This window comes from Streptomyces sp. NPDC002888 (assembly GCF_042888465.1).
In the GTDB taxonomy this organism is placed as follows: Bacteria; Actinomycetota; Actinomycetes; order Streptomycetales; family Streptomycetaceae; genus Streptomyces.
In genome coordinates this window covers 417,888-437,274 of sequence record NZ_JBIAPU010000002.1, presented here as the reverse complement: position 1 = coordinate 437,274, position 19,387 = coordinate 417,888, and the positions used below count along the sequence as shown (strand labels likewise).

At 66.5% G+C, this 19,387-nt stretch carries 17 protein-coding genes, 1 tRNA gene and 1 pseudogene; 15 read left to right on the top strand and 4 right to left on the bottom strand.

Annotation, left to right across the window (positions count from 1 at the left end; genetic code table 11):
- The 4 genes from ACFYWX_RS04945 (at position 1) to ACFYWX_RS04930 (ending at position 3,832) form a co-directional block, all read left to right on the top strand.
- Positions 1-927, top strand: a complete 927-nt coding sequence (locus ACFYWX_RS04945) for a metallophosphoesterase (RefSeq protein ID WP_389422531.1) — start codon at positions 1-3, stop codon at positions 925-927.
- A 112-nt stretch (positions 928-1,039) separates the two neighbouring features.
- A complete protein-coding gene (locus ACFYWX_RS04940) occupies positions 1,040-1,831 on the top strand; it encodes a Pr6Pr family membrane protein (protein ID WP_389422530.1) in 792 nt (263 codons plus the stop codon).
- 32 nt (positions 1,832-1,863) lie between these two features.
- Positions 1,864-1,937, top strand: a tRNA-Pro gene (locus ACFYWX_RS04935).
- A 668-nt stretch (positions 1,938-2,605) separates the two neighbouring features.
- Positions 2,606-3,832 carry a DNA sulfur modification protein DndB gene (locus ACFYWX_RS04930; protein ID WP_020134522.1) on the top strand — a complete coding sequence of 409 codons (1,227 nt, stop codon included), beginning with the start codon at positions 2,606-2,608 and terminating at the stop codon, positions 3,830-3,832.
- Between the two features lie 354 nt (positions 3,833-4,186).
- On the opposite strand, the gene ACFYWX_RS04925 is transcribed toward ACFYWX_RS04930, so the two are convergent.
- Entirely contained in the window at positions 4,187-5,452 is a 1,266-nt protein-coding gene (locus ACFYWX_RS04925; RefSeq protein ID WP_389422529.1) for an IS701 family transposase, read from the bottom strand.
- Positions 5,453-5,584: 132 nt separating this feature from the next.
- On the opposite strand from ACFYWX_RS04925, the gene ACFYWX_RS04920 reads away from it, so the two are divergent.
- The 4 genes from ACFYWX_RS04920 (at position 5,585) to ACFYWX_RS04905 (ending at position 7,805) form a co-directional block, all read left to right on the top strand.
- Positions 5,585-5,800 (top strand): hypothetical protein, encoded by a 216-nt coding sequence (locus ACFYWX_RS04920; RefSeq protein ID WP_389422528.1) that lies wholly within the window; start codon positions 5,585-5,587, stop codon positions 5,798-5,800.
- A 350-nt stretch (positions 5,801-6,150) separates the two neighbouring features.
- Positions 6,151-6,525, top strand: coding sequence for a hypothetical protein (locus tag ACFYWX_RS04915; protein WP_389422527.1), 375 nt, complete (start codon positions 6,151-6,153; stop codon positions 6,523-6,525).
- Positions 6,522-7,202 carry a hypothetical protein gene (locus ACFYWX_RS04910; protein ID WP_389422526.1) on the top strand — a complete coding sequence of 227 codons (681 nt, stop codon included), beginning with the start codon at positions 6,522-6,524 and terminating at the stop codon, positions 7,200-7,202. Before ACFYWX_RS04915 ends, ACFYWX_RS04910 begins: the two co-directional genes overlap by 4 nt.
- A gap of 252 nt (positions 7,203-7,454) precedes the next feature.
- Positions 7,455-7,805 (top strand): hypothetical protein, encoded by a 351-nt coding sequence (locus tag ACFYWX_RS04905; protein ID WP_389422525.1) that lies wholly within the window; start codon positions 7,455-7,457, stop codon positions 7,803-7,805.
- 10 nt (positions 7,806-7,815) lie between these two features.
- Here the strand turns inward: ACFYWX_RS04905 and ACFYWX_RS04900 are convergent, their stop codons facing one another.
- From ACFYWX_RS04900 to ACFYWX_RS04890, 3 genes are all read right to left on the bottom strand, one after another.
- The gene (locus tag ACFYWX_RS04900) at positions 7,816-8,418 is read right to left on the bottom strand and encodes a hypothetical protein (RefSeq protein WP_389422524.1); all 603 of its coding nucleotides are present in this window, start codon (positions 8,416-8,418) and stop codon (positions 7,816-7,818) included.
- A 198-nt stretch (positions 8,419-8,616) separates the two neighbouring features.
- Positions 8,617-8,973, bottom strand: a complete 357-nt coding sequence (locus ACFYWX_RS04895; protein ID WP_389422523.1) for a hypothetical protein — start codon at positions 8,971-8,973, stop codon at positions 8,617-8,619.
- 467 nt (positions 8,974-9,440) lie between these two features.
- Positions 9,441-9,980, bottom strand: coding sequence for a hypothetical protein (locus tag ACFYWX_RS04890; RefSeq protein WP_389422652.1), 540 nt, complete (start codon positions 9,978-9,980; stop codon positions 9,441-9,443).
- A 130-nt stretch (positions 9,981-10,110) separates the two neighbouring features.
- Here ACFYWX_RS04890 and ACFYWX_RS04885 point away from each other — a divergent pair.
- The 7 genes and pseudogenes from ACFYWX_RS04885 (at position 10,111) to ACFYWX_RS04855 (ending at position 19,385) form a co-directional block, all read left to right on the top strand.
- Positions 10,111-10,879 (top strand): annotated as a pseudogene (locus ACFYWX_RS04885) (transposase).
- Between the two features lie 151 nt (positions 10,880-11,030).
- Entirely contained in the window at positions 11,031-12,065 is a 1,035-nt protein-coding gene (locus ACFYWX_RS04880; RefSeq protein ID WP_389422522.1) for a DUF3883 domain-containing protein, read from the top strand.
- Between the two features lie 1,173 nt (positions 12,066-13,238).
- Entirely contained in the window at positions 13,239-15,473 is a 2,235-nt protein-coding gene (locus ACFYWX_RS04875; protein ID WP_389422521.1) for an arylsulfatase, read from the top strand.
- Positions 15,474-15,896: 423 nt separating this feature from the next.
- Positions 15,897-16,499, top strand: coding sequence for a TetR/AcrR family transcriptional regulator (locus ACFYWX_RS04870; protein ID WP_389422520.1), 603 nt, complete (start codon positions 15,897-15,899; stop codon positions 16,497-16,499).
- Positions 16,500-16,584: 85 nt separating this feature from the next.
- Positions 16,585-17,799, top strand: a complete 1,215-nt coding sequence (locus ACFYWX_RS04865; RefSeq protein ID WP_389422519.1) for an MFS transporter — start codon at positions 16,585-16,587, stop codon at positions 17,797-17,799.
- A gap of 216 nt (positions 17,800-18,015) precedes the next feature.
- Complete coding sequence (locus ACFYWX_RS04860; protein WP_389422518.1) at positions 18,016-18,363, top strand: GntR family transcriptional regulator; 348 nt, start codon at positions 18,016-18,018, stop codon at positions 18,361-18,363.
- Entirely contained in the window at positions 18,360-19,385 is a 1,026-nt protein-coding gene (locus ACFYWX_RS04855) for a DUF1648 domain-containing protein (protein WP_389422517.1), read from the top strand. Before ACFYWX_RS04860 ends, ACFYWX_RS04855 begins: the two co-directional genes overlap by 4 nt.
- Positions 19,386-19,387 lie beyond the last annotated feature (2 nt).

Genomic DNA, 19,387 nt, shown 5'->3' with positions numbered 1-19,387 from the left:
ATGCGCGCGCGATACGGAGTACCTCTGGGAATCGCGGCGGCTGGTGCCGCCGGTGTGGTGTACGCGGCGGGCTTCGAGGCCCGCTCCTTCCGCCTGCGACGGGTGACGGTGCCCGTCCTGCCCGCGGGGATGCGCCCGCTGCGCGTGCTCCAGGTCTCCGACATCCACATGGTCGGCGGCCAGCGCAAGAAGCAGCGCTGGCTGCGCTCGCTGGCGGGCCTGCGCCCCGACTTCGTGATCAACACGGGCGACAACCTGTCCGACCCCGAGGGCGTGCCCGAGGTCCTGGACGCACTGGGCCCGCTCATGGACTTCCCCGGCGCCTACGTCTTCGGCTCCAACGACTACTACGGCCCCAAGCCTCGCAACCCGGCCCGCTACCTGCTGGAGAAGGTGCAGGGCCGCCACGGCCTGAACGGCAACGCGCCCGCCGTCGGGGTGATCCACAACCCGTGGGAGGACCTCCGCGACGGCTTCGACGCGGCGGGCTGGCTCAACCTGACGAACACCCGCGGGACGCTGAAGGTCGACGGGGTGGCCGTGGAGCTGACGGGCCTGGACGACCCGCACATCAAGCGCGACCGCTACGAGCGGGTGGCCGGCGGCCCGTCCGACGCGGCGGACTTCTCGATGGGCGTGGTGCACGCCCCCTACCTGCGCACACTCGACGCCTTCACCGCGGACGACTACCCCCTGATCCTCGCCGGCCACACGCACGGCGGACAGCTCTGCATCCCCTTCTACGGCGCCCTGGTCACCAACTGCGACCTGGACACCGACCGGGTGAAGGGCCTGTCCACACACACGGCGGAAGGCCGTACGGCCCACCTCCACGTCTCGGCGGGCTGCGGCACGAACCGCTACACACCGGTACGGTTCGCCTGCCCGCCGGAGGCGACGTTGCTGACGTTGGTGGGACGGGACTGAGCGATGGGGTGTTGATCCTGGCGAGGCTGGATCACCCACCCGGGACCCACCCAGGTCACCCACCCGGATCACCCTAATCGCCCCTTTTGCCGGTGGTGCCTAGCGTGAGGGCATGACCTCCCCGATACCCAGGGACATCCCGGATCTCCCCGCCATTCCGGGCACGTCCGCGCTGCTGCCCTCACGCGTCCCCGCCTCGGCCGTGGTGACCCCCGTGCGCCACCCCCTGACGGCCCTGTTCCGCCTCCTGACCGCCGCGCTGGCAGCAGCGGCGGTGACGATCGACCTCGCCATCGGCAGCCCACTCCTGGTCCTGAGCCACTTCACGATCCAGAGCAGCATCCTGCTGGCCCTGGTCCTCACCCTCGCGGCCCGCCGCGCCTGGACGGCCCGCCACCCCCTGCCGTCCGCCCTGACCGGCGCGGCGCTGCTCTACGCCGTGATCACAGCCCTGGTCTACCACCTGCTCCTCGCGGACACGACGCCCCCGTACTCCCTCACGGGCGCGCCCGCCTCCCACACGGTCTGGCAGGCGCTGGCCGGCCACATCCTCCACACCGCGGTCCCCGCAGCCGCCGTCCTGGACTGGCTGCTCCTCACCGCCCCCGGCCGCCTGCACCTCCGCCAGGCCGCGACCTGGCTCCTCTACCCCCTGGCCTACCTGATCTTCACCCTCGTCCGCGGCGACCTGCTCCTCCTCCCCCACACCCCGGGCCGCTACCTCTACCCCTTCCTCGACGTCGACCTCCACGGCTACAAGAGCGTCCTCGCCAACGCCCTTCTCCTCGGCCTCTCCTTCTACGCCCTCGCCCTCCTCCTCGTCGCCCTCGACCACACCCGCCCCAACCTGACCCGCCACCACCGCCCCAAAACCGGATTTCGTCTCCAGCCACCAGTGGGCTAAAGTAAACGTCGTCGCCGCGACAGCAGCGACATCGGGGTGTAGCGCAGCTTGGCAGCGCGCTTCGTTCGGGACGAAGAGGTCGTGGGTTCAAATCCCGCCACCCCGACAGTGAAGTACCAGGTCAGGGGCCTGATCCGCATCGCGGATCGGGCCCCTGAGTGGTCTCCAGGGCCCCTTGGGAGAAATCTGGGAGAAAATCTCGGATTTCTGCTCCCAGAGGACCTCGCTCACTCCAGCGCTAGGAACCCCCTCACCTTGTCGCTAACGCGGCAGTCATGCCGCTGGACACATGGCGATCCGAAACCATCAACGCCGGCCCGCCGGAGCAGATGTCGGCGAGCGCGACCTTCAATCAAGCCTCACCGGATGACTTGCAGGCGGCGAAGGGGAGACGCGCGCTCACGCCGCCCCCTTCACCGGAGCTCGCCACGACCGGCGACATCTCGGCCGAAGGCATACCCGAGCCCTCCACAAGCGAGTGCCCCACAGGCGGCCAAGTCCACTGAACGGTGTCCGCGGCCGGTTACTCGCAGCATGCGCACAGATGCAGCTGCCCATGGAGGCGGACTACAAGATTCCGCGGTCGAGGACATCGCACCACGAGCTCCGCCGCAGGTGCCATAAGAACTTCCCCCTCTCTCCTCAACTCCGTTTAAACGCATCTGCGGTGCGTGAATGACCATCAAAACTGCAACCGCGGTTGAAAGTTGACGCTCCGTCGTCTACGGTAACGGCTCATTGCGGCGTATCCGGCGCCCAAAAGGAAGGACCTTCATGCCCAGCACCCTGAAGCCCGTCACCACGGGCTTCCCTCTCAAGCTCACCGTGGTGCGCGAGACGCTCGCCATCGGGACGCTTGACATCGAGAACCTGCTGTACATGGTCAATGACCCGGTGAAGGTGGAGCAGGACGCCGCCAAGGACGCCAAGGCGGGCCACGAACCCGACGAATACGCCAAGCTCCGGGCCATGGTTCAGCGGATGATCGGCACCGCCGCGAGCCCCAAGGCCAAGAACATCGGCAGCTACGCCGACTACATCGCCGCTGGCCTTAGGGGCGACCTCGGCCACTCCTGGTCGATCCCCCCGATCACCCTCTGGTGCCCTCGGCCGCTGGACATCCAGGAGGACGGCAGCGCCTTTTTCCCCATCCGAGATGGCCTGATCACCATCGACGGCGAGACTCAGATCACCGCCATGCACCGCATCAAAAAGAACCCCGGTGCGTTCGACCTTCTTGACTTCGATTTCGACGGTGCGGTGATCGCCTTCGAGGTCTATCACGGCATCAGCCCCCTGGCGGCCCGGCAGATCTTCCACGACCGCAACCTCAAGGGCGCCCCCGTGGACAAGTCGCTCGCCATGTCCATGGACATGCGCGACTTCGGCACCTCCGTCACGCAGACGCTCGTCGACTCCACCACCGTCACCCTGGATGGCGTGGAGACCCCCCTCTCAAAGCTCATCCTCACGGGCAAGCGTCAGGTCAGCCCCAGCGCCCCCGAGTGGTTTACGCTCTCCGGCCTGCGAACTCTGGTCGTGACGACCATCCTCGGCAAGACGGGCATCCACGCGGCGTCCGGCGACGTGGAACCCACGGACATCCCCGGGGAGCCCGACCCCCAGACGGTGAAGCGGGAGACGGTCGAACTCCTGGCCGAGTTCATGCGTGCCAACGCCGACCTGTTCAACACCAAGACCGCCATCGTCGCGCCCGCGGTCCTGGCCGGGCTTGGGGCGGTCATGCACCGTGAGACCTCGTGGACCAAGGAACCGTTCCCCGCCGGGCAGACGGTCGATGGCCTGCTGAAGAACGTGCAGTGGAAGCGTGAGGCGGCCTACTGGGGCGGCATCGCTGCCAAGGTCAACAGCAAGGGCGTCGTCTCCTGGGCCGGCGGCGCCCGCGACTCGGGACACAAGGTGTACGACGCCCTCAGCGACCCGACCTCTGTCGCTGGCCAGCAGGTCCGTGGCCTCGTGCCCAACCAGACCACCGTGTAGGTATTACACCCGGTCCATAGACAGGTGCCCCCTCCCCGTTTGCGCCGGGGAGGGGGCATCGCCATCTTCGCACGGTACTTCCCCGGCGCGCCCGCCTGGGATGATCACGGAAAGAAGCGCGAGCTCAGATCATCGAGAACCGCGTGTCGTACTCGTGCGCCATGCGCTGCACCATCGAGTCGTAGTGGAGCACGTCGTCTTCCGCCGGAGCCGGCGGCGTGGTGACCAATGCGCACGGACTAGTAGGGCTTGGTCAGGTTGGTATCGCCGCGGGTATGTCGCGGTGACAGGTGGGGCAGGCGCCGGTCCAGACCGCGAGGAGTAACTGCATCTCGCGGACGACCTGGTAGAGGCTCAGGCCGGCGCCGTCTCTTTTGGGGTCCGGGCCAGTCGCTGGAGCGTGCAGAAGGCGTGGGCGGCGGAGACGAGGGTGACATGATGGTGCCACCCGTTCCAGGTGCGGCCCTCGAAGTGGGCCAGGCCCAGGGCCTGTTTCATCTCGCGGTAGTCGTGCTCGATCCGCCAGCGCAGCTTGGCCAGCCGCACCAGCGTGGTGAGCGGGGTGTCGTCGGGCAGGTTGGACAGCCAGAACTGCACCGGCTCCGGCTCGGTGGCGGGCCACTCCGCCAGCAGCCAGCACGCGGGCAGCTCCGCCCCCTCGACGGCCTTGCGGATCTCGCGTCCCGCAGGCCGGATCCGCAGCGCCACGAACCGCGAGTACATGCGTTTGAACCCGCTGCGGCCGCTGCCTGGGCGGGAACCCTCCCGCCATTGCACCGGCCGGGCCTCCCGCTTCCCCGCAGCGATGACCAGCTCCTTCACGCTTCTCGGCGCTTCTGGATAAGCCGGCTGGGGCGGGCGCCCGCGGCCGCTGTGGGGCGGGGTGTGCGGTCTCGCGTCGTGCGGGTGGGCCGTGACGGTGGTCGAACTGCCCACCACGTAGTGCAGGCCGCGTGTCTGAAGGCCGAGCCGGAAGGCTGCGGTGTCTCCGTAGCCGCCGTCGGCCACTGCCAGGGGGACATCGACGCCCCAGGACCGGGTCTCGTCGATCATGTCCAGGGCCAGCTGCCACTTCTCGACATGGCCCACGTCCGGCGGAATGCCGCACCGCTCGCGGCGGGCCACCTTGGCGGGATCGGCCTGCGGCGAGGCGGGATCCCAGCTCCTGGGCAAGAACAGGCGCCAGTCGACCGCTGCCGAGGCGATGTCGGAGGCCAGATGCAAGGACACGCCCGCCTGGCAGTTGGTGACCTTGCCGGCGGTGCCGGTGTACTGCCGCGACACGCACGCCGAGGCGTCGCCGTCCTTGAGGAAGCCCGTGTCATCAATGATCAGCGCGGTCGGGTTGATCGCCGGGGCCATCTTCCACGCGAGGCGGGCCCGCACATGCACCGGATCCCACGGGCTGGTGGTGATGAAGTGGGCCAGGGCCTGCCGGTTGCCGTCCTCACCCAGCCGGGCGGCCATCGGCTCCACCGATTTGCGCTGCCCGTCCAGCAGCAGACCCCGCAGATACACCCCGCCCCACCGACGCTGATCCGCCCGCGCGAACGGCTCGAACACATCCGCCGCGAAGTCCTCCAAACGGCACCGGACTTCATCCAACTCCTCAGGCGTCATGCCCGGTCAACGACACAGCTCCTCAACCGGACACGCCACCGACAAACGAACCTGACCAAGCCCTACTAGGGGCAGCCAGGTTGGCAGGATCGAGGCTAGGGAGACAGATAGCTTCAAGGCGTGGAGGGGTGCATGGCAGACGAGGTTCAGCCGAACCCGATCAAGCTTATGTGGACGAACACGCTGGACGACGTCAAGCGTGCTTTGGAGTCTGCGGCGGAGCTTGGACTCGGCATCGACATCTCCAGCGAGTACCACCCTGCCGGCGACGACGGCAGTCACGAACTCTCATGGAGGATCACGCTGTACGACGACATCCCCGAGAGAGACCCCGATTCCGAAGAGTAGCCCGTCACCGCGAGCCCATTGCTGGGGGCCAAACAGGGGGCCAAACGGTGCGACCCCGTAAGTACCGTCCCAGACGGTAATGGACTGAGCCAGAGACGAACGCGCAGGTCAGTGGCCCAAAAAGCAAGGTTACGTGGGCCCTGATCGCGTTCGGGAGCAAGCCGTCACGAAGCAAAGGCGGACCGTCCCCGAGCAACGCATAGGGGCGCCCTACGGCTTACGCGCGGTCTCTGCTTCTTCGCCGTCGCCCGCCAGTCCCCTCGTGTCGTGCTGATCCAACTCCCGGACGTACAAGCGCCGTCGGTCGTAACGTCACAGCACAGACCCACCCGAAACGACCAGGAGAGAGCGTGATCGAATACGTCGCCCGATCCGGGCCCCCGGAAGCCATGAACTGCCCGGCCTTCATCTGCGACGCATGCCGCCAACAGGTCGTCGGCGCAGGCATCGTCACCTGGGCTACCACCATCGGAGACGGCAGCAGTCGGCTCCACAGCCAATCCCCCTTGTACGTCGCCCACAAAGGCGAATGCGGACGCAAGGTCGAGGCCATGCTTCACGCCGGCTACCCGGCCAGCGACGGATGGATGGACCTGTGGGACGACATCGGCGACTTCCTCAAGCAGCTCACGCACAACGCCACCAACGCATTCACCGACGATGCCGACGGCGAATACCACCAGCACCGGCTCGAAGGCGCCCGCACTAACGGGGGAAAGCAGTGACAGGCAACCACCTCACACCGCAGAACGCGACGATCACCACCGCAACCATCCAGGTACAGGCCCTGACCATCGGCAAGAAGCAGGTCACCCTGGCCGTGTTCCGCCAACTCCAGGAAACCCCGCTGATCAAAGACGACGGCAACCTCCTCGGCGAGCCGTGGGGCATCGTCAACTACCACCCGGACAAGTGCGCAGACGCCCCCGCACACCTGCACGTCGTCTGGCAGTACGGGGACGAACTCCGGCGGTCAGCCGTGCAGATGCCCGGCGTCGGCCGGCACTCGCACCCCATAGCCGACCTGTACGTGCAGGCCCGCATCATCTACGGGACCATCCACCGCCCGCACGCCCAGCCCGAAGCCGGCGACAGCCTGCACCTGAGCGAGAAGACCCCCGGTGGATGGCGCATGTTCACCAAGGGACGGTTCCGACACGACGGCATGGACTTCGAGGGTGCCGTGCCCGATCGCCTGCGAAGGGAGTGGAAGCGGTTCGAGGGCACCGTTCCCAACGAGGACCGGCGCGCCTTCGAGATGGCCTTGACCATGCTTGGGATCTCTCCCGCCGAACCCGTCGACCAGATCACAGCCAAGCTCCTCGCGATGCTCCCGACCGAGCAATACCGGGCCACCGTCGTCGAACTTACCCAGCTTCCCCAGTTGTTCATCGCGGTCTAGGAGCACGACCGGCCGGGGCCCGACCGAACCAGGCCCCGGCCCTCCCCAGTCTCCCCCCAGCCCCTCATCTGACCAGCGCAGATACAGCAGTCAGCCACCCGACATGGGGGGCCAAACGCGGCGAGCCCACCGAAACGGTCCCGAACCGTAATGGACAGTGCCGGAGCCGAACGAGCAGGTCGGGTGTCCTGAATCAAGGTCACCACGGGCGCAATCGCGTTCGGGACCTCGCCAAGTTCGACCTTCTACGCGATGGACTGCTACCGCCTCGTCGGCGAAGACAAGCTTGCGCGCACCCTCGCCGACGAGGTGCTGAGGGCGGGAACGGACTTCGACGGCACCGAGCGCTCGCCGAGGCGTAACGCGGAAGCGCGCGTCACTCTCGGAGTCGCGGCAGCGCGAGAGGGCGACTTGGAGCAGGCACTCATCATGGGAGAGCGGGCTCTCGAAGGGGACCGTCAGTCGGTGCCGTCCCTGATCATGACCAGCCGCGAACTTGCTGCCGAAATGCGGCGCCGATACAGCTCCGAGCCAGCAGCTCAGGAGTATCTTGGCCGACTTCGGACACTCGCCGAGCAAAAGCCAGGATTCAGGCCGCGCTAAATAGTTTCGACTAATTGTTTCCAGCTCCACCGGGGGGAGAAACTGGAGACGAATCTGGCGGGAGCATACAAGATTCCGAGATCTCCGACACTTCAGACTTCACCTTCACGTACTTCTCTTTATCCAGCCCGTACCCAATCTTAATTTTGTCGTACCGCAATAGGATCACCCCCTCCCTCGGTTCCAAAATAATCTCAGCGGACGCCCTTCCAATCAGATAGAAGGGAAAGGGGTCACCATGCAGCCACCCTACGTAGACGACCTCGCGAACAACGTCATTGGGTCCATCAATGACTTCAATAAACCGGATCATGCCAGACGCGCCACCTTTGTTCGCGATCCTGATGGCGATCCGTTCTAGCTTGTTCCGGTCCGTGGGATGAGGCTCGACAACGGCAAGAATTTTCGGAGCGAAGCGACTGTTCTGCACCTGGACTACAGAAATCACAATTCCGACGATCCCAATCACGCCAACAGTGCAGATCTGGGCAACAGTTAACCAGGAATTGGACTCCTGGTTAACGACAACGCTAGGTAGGAAGGTCGGCGTAGGAGACGGCGCAAACCATAGGTACTCCCGCAAAAAGTTCAAGTTCGTTGCGCTACTGGTCATGATGCCCGGGACACCAGCAAGCCGTATTGACAAATCCATGCTTGCGCGGCTTTTTAACGCATCTACATTCGCTGCACCAATCCTGACATGTGCGACCGTTCACCTTGTGGCCACATGGAACCGATGGGCAGTGAATATCTAGAGACACGGTGGCATGCCTCACCTTCAGCCCCGCCTTGTACCTTTCACCGAGGAGAATTAGGCGGCCCCATAGCTCACCGAAGCGACTGAAAGTTGCAGCGAATCGCCCTCCCACGGACCGTCGGGCATCAAAAGAATTAGACCTTCGCAATAAGGGACGCCTACGGTCCACGTAACGATGGATGAACTTTCCTCATCGGACACTTCTGGAATCACATTCAACGTCGAATACCAATTCTTCTCACTCTCGCAGAGCAGGAAAGAGTTGACCCCGATCGGGCTGCTCAAAAATTCATCCGGAAGCCCGTGCACCAACTCACAGTTAATTAGGTGCCCCAGGTTAACGTCGCCATCGCCAGCCTCATCGAATACCTGCTTCAGTATTTCGTGAGAAAGTTCTTGAAGTAGATTCACCGACGCCTCCTCGGTCAGACCTGAACACAGGAACCATCCTTGTTTGCCAGCGTCTTTCGCGCCTGTCGAGTGGAGCCAGTCGAGGGACGCTCTGTGGGGGCGGGCACCCAGCAGTCGAACTCAGGGGCGTGCCCCGCACTACAGGCCAGAGCCGCCCTAGCAAGGGGGCCAAACGGGGGCCAAACGAGTAGGCCAAACCAAGACTCTTCTGGACAGTAGTGGACGGTGCTGACGCCAGGCATGCAGGCCAGTGACACCAGAAGGCAGGTCACAGAAGCTTCAATCGCGTTCGGGACGAAGAGGTCGCTGCCATCGGGCTGCTGCACTGCGCACGGCGCCTGGTGTGGCGCCCGCCGCACGGCCTGTCTCCTGGCGTTGGCGCCCACGCCAGGCTCAGGCTCACTAAGGGCTGTCCCGCAATGTTCGTGCGGAACGGCGTCGGGGGCGGTTGTCGACCGGCGGTGAAGTCAGTCCAGGCCGGTCGCCCATGCCGTCAGCGCGGCGAAGTCGTCGATGGCAAGGCCGCATCGGGGGTCGATCCGGTGCAGTAGGGCGGGACCGTCGTGGTGTTCCTTCACCCAGGCGTGATCGGCCTCTGTGATCTCGTCGTCGATCCAAGCGAACGCCCGGCCTTTCGCCCACGCGACGATCTCAGGCGTCTTCCAGAACACACCGCCGCCGGGCTGAGCCCGCGGGGAGGGCCAGGGAATGAAGGGCAGCTCCGGCAATCCCAGGACTGGCGCGATGAAAGCGTTGGCTTCTTCCTCCCACGTGGTCGCCCACACCAGGTCGCAGGGAAGGGCATTCAGCGCCGGGCCGTGATCCGGGTTAAGCCACACCCGCAGCGGCTTCACGGGCTTGTTCGGCAGTCCCCACTCAGTCAGCCGACGTCGCTCGGTGGCCTCCCAGCGAGGCGTCAGTAGGCGGTGCGTCTCATAGCCCTCGGGCCGGCGGTGCGGCTTCGCGGCATACGGATTCAGCGGTCCGTCCACATCCACCAACAGCACTGGGCGCACCGGCTCATCCCCCTTGGTTCTGCGTCGCACGGTACCGGCCGATGACGAGACCGCCCAGTGAAATTCCGACACGTAGGGATCTTTGTAAGTCCGGGCTCTGGGGTAGTGGGACGATCTTGATGTGACGGCAGTGATCACGGCGTCGGAGCCGTCTTGGATAGTCCCGTTCACCGGGCTGAACCCGCGCGCTTTCCGCAAGCTGCTCACGCTGCTGCGCCGCGAGGGAGCCGAAGTGCTGCGGCCAGGGCGCCCATGGTCGCTGCCGCTGGAGGACCGGGTGTTGCTCGTTGCTGCTTACTGGCGCACCAACCTGACGCTGCGGCAGCTCGCCCCGCTGTTCGGCGTTTCGAAGTCCGCAGCTGATCGGATCGTCGCCCGCACCGGCCCACTGCTCGCGCTCAAGCAGCGACAGCGTTTCCGCGAGGGCACGGTGCTCATCGTGGACGGCACCCTGGTTCCCACCCGCGACCACACGGTGGCCGAACAGTCCAAGAACTACCGATACTCCACCAACCACCAGGTCGTCGTCGACGCTGACACCCGCCTGGTCGTCGCGGTCGGACGGCCGGTCCCGGGCAACCGCAACGACTGCAAAGCATGGGCCGAGTCCGGAGCCAAGGCGGCCGTCGGGAAGACGACAACAATCGCCGATGGCGGCTACCCGGGCACCGGCCTTGTGATCCCCCATCGACGCCCCGTCGGCGGTGAACTATGCGATTGGAAGCAAGAGCACAACCGCTCCCACAAGCAAGTCCGAGCCCGCGTCGAGCATGTCTTCGCCCGCATGAAGACCTGGAAGGTACTCCGCGACTGCCGTCTCAAGGGCGATGGCGTCCACCACGCCCATGCTCGGCATCGCCCGCCTGCACAACCTCAACCTCGCCGGGTAGGCGCGCGGCCAGATCGGTCACTGGCCATGTCCACACCCGGCCAGAGATTATTTACGGGACGGCCCTTAGGTGGTGCCCTCAAATGCGCCCACTGATCCAAACGGCCCTGACAAGATCGGCGGAAGACAAAGGCTGCTAGTCAGGGGGGACCATGCCCGTCAACAGGTGGTGGCGACACGACCCGAACGAACGCTTCTGGGTGGAGATTACGAACCGCGAGGACATCGGCACCAACCTGCTCGCACCCCAAGTCAATGACCGGGGCGAGGAGTACTGGTCCTACGCACTCGTCCGCGAGGTACGGCCCGGTGACCTCGTTCTGCATTGGGACAAGAACCACGGCCCCGGAGTAGTGGGGTACTCCCACGTTCGGGGTGAGGCTTTCGCCTCCACGATCACGTGGCAGAGCCGAGGCACCTACGGCCGGCAGCGGAGTACATCGGGCCCAGAGTCAGCTTGGGAGGCGCTCCTAGGCGGGTATCGGCGATTGAAGCATCCAGTCACGCAGGCACGCCTGCGTGAGATCGAGCCGACCATCCGAACTCTGCGAGATCACCTGGCAGAAGCAGTCGAGGGGCCTCTCTACTTCCCCTTCGCCTTGTCGGCTACCCGGCCACTCCGAGCCGCACAGGGATACCTGACCAAGCTGCCGCGAGCACTGGTGGAAGAGCTCCCTGAGCTTCTGGAGCTACGCCAGACTGCGATCTCCGAGCCCCACGAGGCGGAAGCACCCGACCTGTCGCCCTCGTCGTCGACCAAGCTGGTGAGGTCTTCCGGTTACGGTCGCCAGCACGACGCCAAACGGCGACAGGCTGTCGAACGGTACGCCATGGATCTCGTACTCGGCCACTACGGTTCACTGGGCTATGAAGCTGAGGACGTGGGTGATCACTCGCCGTGGGACATCACCGTGCGCAAGGACGAGAGTGAGACTCACATAGAGGTGAAGGGCAGCACAACCACCCGCGAGGCTATCGACCTGACCGAGGGAGAGGTACGCCACGCTGAAGGCATATCTACCTGCCTCATAGTGATAGATCAGATCGAACTCGACGACGATCTCCGCTGCCACGGCGGACGTTGGCGGACGTGGACTGCGTGGAGGCCAAGGCGGGAAGAGCTTATTGCCACCGCGTACCGCTACCCACTTCCAGAGGGAAGCCACCGGGGTCGTCCTTCGGCCTAACCGCCCTGCCCACGCGCCCTGACGCTGGGAGAAATCTGCGAGAAGATCTTCTCCCGTTGCCTCCCAGACGCCTTGCCAGACTTATCGATACCAAGGCGCTGACCTGCAGAAACACTCCACAGGTCAGGTCTGGATCTCACCCTGACCCTATTCGGGACGAAGAGGTCGTGGGTTCAAATCCCGCCACCCCGACGCTGGTCAGAGGGCCTGGTGTGCAAGTTGCACCAGGCCCTCTGCCGTGCGTGGGGGCCAAACAGGGGGCCAAACGAATACGATCAAGCTGCGCTGCCTGGTCGTCAGCAAAGGTCCACGCACAGCTTGGCACCCTCAGTGATCACAGGCCGCAACAGCCATCAGGGGACCGCTTCTACACCACGCCATGCGTCTAAGGGATTGCCCTCATACCCCAGGACCCCATGACGTCGCCCCCGGCGCCCGAGCGTCTCACGCTCGGGCGCCACAAGTTTCAGGACTAGCGTGCTCGCGGTTGCGCGCGACCCGCACGACGTCCTCGCGGAACTCCTTCGGATACGGCTTGGGCACTGCAACATCCTTCCAGGCCGCTTCTCAGCAAGCCAGGTCAGGTGTCACCCAACCCTGCAGCAGTCCCCAGGGCGCACCGTCGAGGAAGTACAGCAACCGCGACGACCGCACGCAACCGTCCCGAGCTACTACCCTCCTCCTGACTAGGTCGGGAGACCTCAGCGACCTTCGTGCCTGCGGTTCGCATCGAGGGGCCGGGTCGGCAGGAGGGTCTCGACTCGGCCATTGAGACTCCACCGACCTCACGGGGTCTGCGCCCGCTCGTGGCGAACGGGAGACAACGGCCCCCGGTCGCCGTGGTGATGCAAGCGGCCTAGCTTGGAAGTGTTCGGCGGCTCCATCCCGGCCGACGGCCGGCGAATCGCGCGCCGATTGGATGACCGATCACAGGGCTTTCTCCCATCGGTCATCCGATCGGGATCCCGTGTCGGCGACAGGATCTGTCGTCGTAGCGGGCCGCACAAACGTCACCGGCGCTTGTGTTCCTGGTGTGGACGGAGACAGATGACCCAGTCGTCGTTGAGTGAGTACAGGCCGGGGCAGCGGTTCCCAGGAGTTATCGGTCGGACGACCGAGGAGTCGAATCCGGCGTGGCCGCAGCCGGTGCGGGCGGTGGCAGGTGCTCCGAACGTGCTGTTCATCGTGTTCGACGACACCGGGTTCGGACAGCTGGGCTGCTACGGCAGCCCGATCGAGACGCCGAATCTGGACGCGCTTGCCGGGGGCGGGCTGCTGTACAGCAACATGCACACCACCGCGCTGTGCTCGCCGTCGCGCTCCTGCATCATCACGGGCCGCAATCACCACGCCAACGGCATGGCGGCGATCACGGAACTGGCCACCGGCTATCCGGGCTACGACGGGCAGATCCCGTTCGAGAACGGGTTCCTGTCGGAGATGCTGCTGGAGCACGGCTACAACACGTACATGGTCGGCAAGTGGCACCTGATGCCCTCGGAGCAGGAGTCGGCGGCGGGCCCGTACGCCCGGTGGCCGCTGGGGCGGGGCTTCGAGCGGTTCTACGGGTTCCTGGGCGGCGACACGAGCCAGTGGTATCCGGACCTCGTGTACGACAACCACCAGGTCGAGCCGCCGGCTACGCCGGAGGAGGGCTACCACCTGACGGAGGACCTCGTCGAGCGGGCGATGTCGTTCATCGCCGACGCCAAGCAGGTCGCCCCGGACAAGCCGTTCTTCCTGAACCTGTGCCCCGGTGCGACGCATGCCCCGCACCATGTGCCGAAGGAGTGGGCCAACCGCTACCGGGGGCGGTTCGACGACGGATGGGACGCCTACCGTGAGCAGACCTTCGCCCGGCAGAAGCAGCTCGGAGTGGTGCCCGCGGACGCGCAGCTGTCCCCGCGCGATCCGGACGTGCCCGCGTGGGAGTCGCTGTCGCGGGAGGCGAGGAGGCTTGCCGCGCGGTTCATGGAGGTCTACGCAGGGTTCCTCTCCCACACCGACCACCACCTCGGGCGGCTGGTGGACTTCCTGAAGGAGACCGGCGAGTTCGACAACACGCTGATCATGGTCGTCTCCGACAACGGGGCGAGCGCCGAGGGCGGGGTGACCGGCACCACGAACGAGGTGCAGTTCTTCAACAACGCGCCCGAGACGCTGGAAAAGAGCCTGGCACGGATCGACGAGCTCGGTGGCCCGGCCACGTTCAACCACTACCCGTGGGGATGGACGTGGGCGGGCAACACGCCGTTCCGCCGGTGGAAGCGGGAGACCTACCGCGGTGGCGTCAGCGACCCGTTCCTCGTCCACTGGCCCGACGGGATCCGGGCCCGCGGCGAGATCCGCGACCAGTTCGCGCACATCATCGACATGGTCCCCACCGTCCTGGACGTGCTCGGCATCGAGGCGCCCGCGACCATTCGGGGTGTCACCCAGTCGCCCCTGCACGGGGTCGGTTTCGCGCACACCTTCGACGACGCCAGCGCAGCGAGCCGCCACCGCACCCAGTACTACGAGATGCTCGGACACCGGGCGATCGACCACGACGGGTGGCGGGCGGTGTGCCCCTGGCCCGGCCCCTCATTCGAGGAGGCCGAGCGGCCGTTCGGCACTCCGATCACGATGGCGGACCTCGACGACCTCGACGCCCACCACTGGGAGCTCTACCACGTCGACGAGGACATCGCCGAGACCAAGAATCTCGCCCAGGAGCACCGCAGCAAACTTATCGAGATGATCGCGCTGTGGTACGTGGAGGCGGGCAAGTACAACGTGATGCCGATCGACGGCAGCGTCCTTCAGCGCATCATGACCGAGCGCCCTCAGATCACCGAGAACCGCACCAGCTACACCTTCCGTTCCGGTACCCAGGCCGTGCCCGCCGCGGTCGCGCCCCGAGTCCTCAACCGCCCGCACAGCGTCACCGCCGACGTCGAGATCCCGCCCGGCGGCGCGCAGGGCGTCCTGCTCTGCCAGGGCACCAACGCCGGCGGCTGGTCCCTCTACGTCAAGGACGGCCACCTGCACTACGCCCACAACTACGTCCAGCGGACCCTGCACCACGTGGTCTCCAGCGAGAGCCTGCCCGAGGGGCGGCACGCGCTGCGTTTCGAGTTCGAGCCCACCGGCGCCCCGGACATCGCCCACGGCAAGGGCGCACCCGGCCGCGCCCAGCTCTACATCGACGGCCGGCTCGTCGGACAGAACGACATGCCGGTCACCACGCCGATCACCTTCAATCCGGGCGGCATGGCCTGCGGTGCCAACCCCGGTTCTGCCGTCACCCCCGACTACCAGGCGCCGTTCCAATTCACCGGCACCCTCCACAGCGTCACCGTCGACCTGTCCGGCGATCTCATCCTCGACGCCGAGAGCGAGATGCGCATGCACATGGCCCGCCAATGAGGAGCGGGTGAGCAACCACCAACCGCACGGCGTCATCCAGGCCGCCGACGGCGGACCGATCGCTGAGGCTGCCAAGGCCCACCTCACACCCTCACCGCCCGCAACAACCTTGCCGTCGCCCGCCGAGCTGCCGAAGCTGTACAGCAGAGAAGTACAGCAACCTCAACGCCCCCAGCTAAACCTCAAGAGTCACCTGCGGCCGATTGACCAGCTGGCAAGACCTCAATGACCTCCCAGCCGAGAGTTCGGGACGAAGAGGTCGTGGGTTCAAATCCCGCCACCCCGACAGCTAAGTAGCAATACCAGAGGGCCCTTACCGGGTAGGTAAGGGCCCTCTGGCGTTGCTACAGGTCTGTCTGCGTGAACTACCGCGCCGCCAAGGAGGTATTGCAACGAACGATCCAAAACAGCTAAGGTCGCGCCGTGGCCCGACCGAGGACGTTCGACGAGGAAGGTGCCCTGGATGCGGCGATGCGCACGTTCTGGAGGAAGGGCTACGAGGCCACCTCCACACAGGACCTGTGTGACGCCACAGGACTGGGACGCAGCAGCATCTACAACACGTTCAAGAGCAAGCACGACCTCTTCGAGCGCGTGCTGGCCCGCTACATCGACTCCATGACGACCGCACAGCTGGCCGTCCTGGAGGACACCCGACACAGCGCCGCTGACCGGCTGCGCACCCTGTTCGCCATGGTTGTCGACGGCGAGACAAAGACGGAACACCGAACGGGCGGACGCGGACTCGGCTGCCTGACCGTGAACACGACGGTCGAGCTGATCGCCCGGGACCCGCGGGCAGCGGAAATGCTGGACCGCGACACACGGCGCCGGCTGACGGCGCTGCGTGCGGTAATCGAGGTGGGCCAGCGGGACGGCAGCATCACCTCCCCCCGTGACGCCGGAGCGCTTGCCCGCTTCGTCAACGCTGCGATCGGCGGCATGCGCATCTCCAGCCAGGGCGGTGCCGACCGGGCCGCACTGGAGTCGATCGCCGAAATCACCATGGACGCACTCACCGGCTGACGGCGTACGCCGCCAGGAGCCGTATTCACGCATACCCAGGTTTTGGATCGATCAATACATAACTGACCGTGAAGGAGACCGACCCGTGCCTCGTGCCGTATACGTCTTAGCACTCGGCATCTTCGCCATGGTGACCAGCGAGTTCGTGGTCGCCGGGCTGATGCCGCAGATGGCCGAAGGACTGGACTCGACCATCCCTCAGATCGGCTACCTCATCACCGCCTTCGCGGTGGCCATGGCTGTCGGCGGCCCGTTTCTGACCGTGGCCCTGATGAAGTTCCCCCCGCGTACGGCGCTGATGGTGCTGTTCGCCATCTTCCTCGCCGGCAACGTACTGGCCGCCACCGCGACCGGCTACGGCACGATGATGGCCGCGCGGATCACCACCGGCATCGCCTCCCAGGCGTTCTTCGGCGTGGGCATCTCCATGTGCGCCCAGATCACCCGCCCCGAGATCCGTGGCCGCGCCATCGCCGTCGCGATGAACGGCCTCATGCTCGGCACCCTGCTCGGCCTGCCCATCTCCACGCTGGTCGGCGAGCGTTTCGGCTGGCGTGCCGCGTTCTGGACCATCACCCTGATCACCGTGATCGCGGCCGGGACCACCCTGTTCGGCGTGCCCCGCATCGAACGCCTGGAGGGCGGCGGCATCCGCCAGGAGGCCGGCGTCTTCAGGAAGCCCAAGATGTGGCTGGTGCTGTCCAGCAGCACACTGATCATTGGCGCCACCTTCTCCGCCTTCAGCTACTTCAACCCCATCCTCACCGACGTCACCGGCTTCTCCACCGGCACCGTCCCCCTGCTTCTCATCGCCTACGGCGCCGCCACCGTCATCGGCAACAACGTCGTCGGCCGCTTCGCCGACAAGCACACCGTCCCGGTCCTCGCTGTCGGCCTCGTCCTCAGCACGCTGTTCCTGACCGGCTTCGCCCTCCTCGCCGACCTGCCCGCCCCGGCCGTCATCTGCATGATGGGCATCGGCCTGGTCGGCGTCACCATGAACCCGGCCATGGTGACCCGCGTCCAGCGCACCGGCAACGCAGGCCCCCTGGTCAACACCGTGCACTCCTCCTTCATCACCCTCGGCATCATCCTCGGCTCCTCCGTCGGCGCCGTGGTGATCGACACCTGGGGCCTGCGCGCTCCGCTCTGGCTCGGCGCTGTCTTGGCGCTGGTCGGCCTGGCCACCGTCCTGCCCGACCTCGCCCGCGGCACGACCCTGGCTACCGGCCCCGCCCCCTTGCCTGCCCTGCCCGACGAAGGGAACGAATTTGCGCCCGTTGATCAGTCGGCAAGGTAGCGACAGCAGATGACGGCCGCGGCAATGCACCTCGCGTGTTTTCAGGGTCGTCCGATCTGAGGAAACCTCAGGTTGAGCGCCTGACCAGGTTGCTTCGGGACGACGAGGCCGTGGGTTCAAATCCCGCCGTGGGCTGCTCCGGGTGACCGCATGGCGTCGGCTGCGCGGCTGGACCGCTCCTCACTTCAAGCGGTTGGTGCTATTTTCATTAGCACCATGCTGTTGAGACTGAACACGGCAGACAGTCGCCCCCTGCACGAGCAGGTGGCCGGCGCTATCCGGCGGGCCGTCGCGGAGGGCGAGTGCGGGCCGGGGGATCGGCTTCCGCCGGCCCGGGAGCTTTCCCGGGCGCTGGACGTGAACGTGAACACGGTTCTGCGGGGTCTTCGGGCGCTGCGGGACGAGGGGGTGCTGGAGTTCCGGCGAGGGCGGGGGGTGACGGTGGCCGAGGGGGCGGACCGGCGCTCCGTGCTGCTCGACCGTGTGCGCGACTTGGTGACTGAGGCGGCGCACCTCGGCTACAGCAAGGACGACCTCATCGACATCATCGGGGGGATCTCGTGAACGACCAGGGGCGCGGGAGCGGAGCGGGATGGGGCGCCGTCGGCTGGGGTGTCGGCGTTCTGGCCGTGTTGGTGGCGCTGCCGTTGGCCGCGAGTCGCCGGCTGCCGGGACGGCTGGCGACCCACTGGGAGGCGGGCTCGGGCAGGCCCGACGGCTCCATGCCGCTGTGGGCCGCGGCCCTCCTCCCTGCGTTGATCTGGGGTGCGCTGGCGGTCGTCGTCATGCTGACGGTGCGCCGGGCAGGGGGCGGTGGGGCGATGCCGGGGTGGGCCGCCGCAGGTCTCGGGTTCGGCGGTGTGACGCTGCTCGGCGGACAGGCAGCGGTCGTACGGGCGAATCTGGACCGTACGGACTGGCACGAGGCGGGATCGGTGACGAGCTGGGTCGTGGGCACGCTCGTCGTGGCGGCCGCGGTGGGCGCGGCCGGGCTGGCGGCCGCGCTGCGGGCACCGACCGATCCCCGGCCGGCGGCGAACGGCCCGGCCCTGGACATTCCCGCCGGGCAACGGGTCGTATGGCTCGCCCGCACGTCGAACTCCTGGCTGCAGGGGCTCGCCGGCGTGACCGGGCTGGTGGCGATCGCCGTCGTTGTGGCGGCGCTCGCGGGCCTGACGGACCTTCCGTTCCTACTGGCGGCCGCGCCGTTCGCCCTCGCGTCCGTTCTGGTCCTCGGCTGCTCCTCGGTGCGTGCACGGGTCAGCGAGCAGGGGCTGGATGTCGCCTTCGGCCCGTTCGGCCGGCCGACACGGCACTGGGCCGCCGAGGACATCGAGTCGGCACGCGCGGAGAACCGCACGCCCGCCCAGGTCGGCGGTTGGGGCTACCGTCTCGGCGGGCGGGGGACCACGGTGATGCTGCGCAGCGGAGAGTGCCTCGTCATCCGTTCCGCGAAGGGCAAGGAATTCGCCGTGAGTGTGGACGACGCCGAACGCGGAGCCGCCCTCCTGAACTCCTTGGGCGCCCGCGTGCGGAGGAGCCCGGCCCGACGGGGGCGGCGGCAGGGTGGGCGGGGTTGGGACTAAGC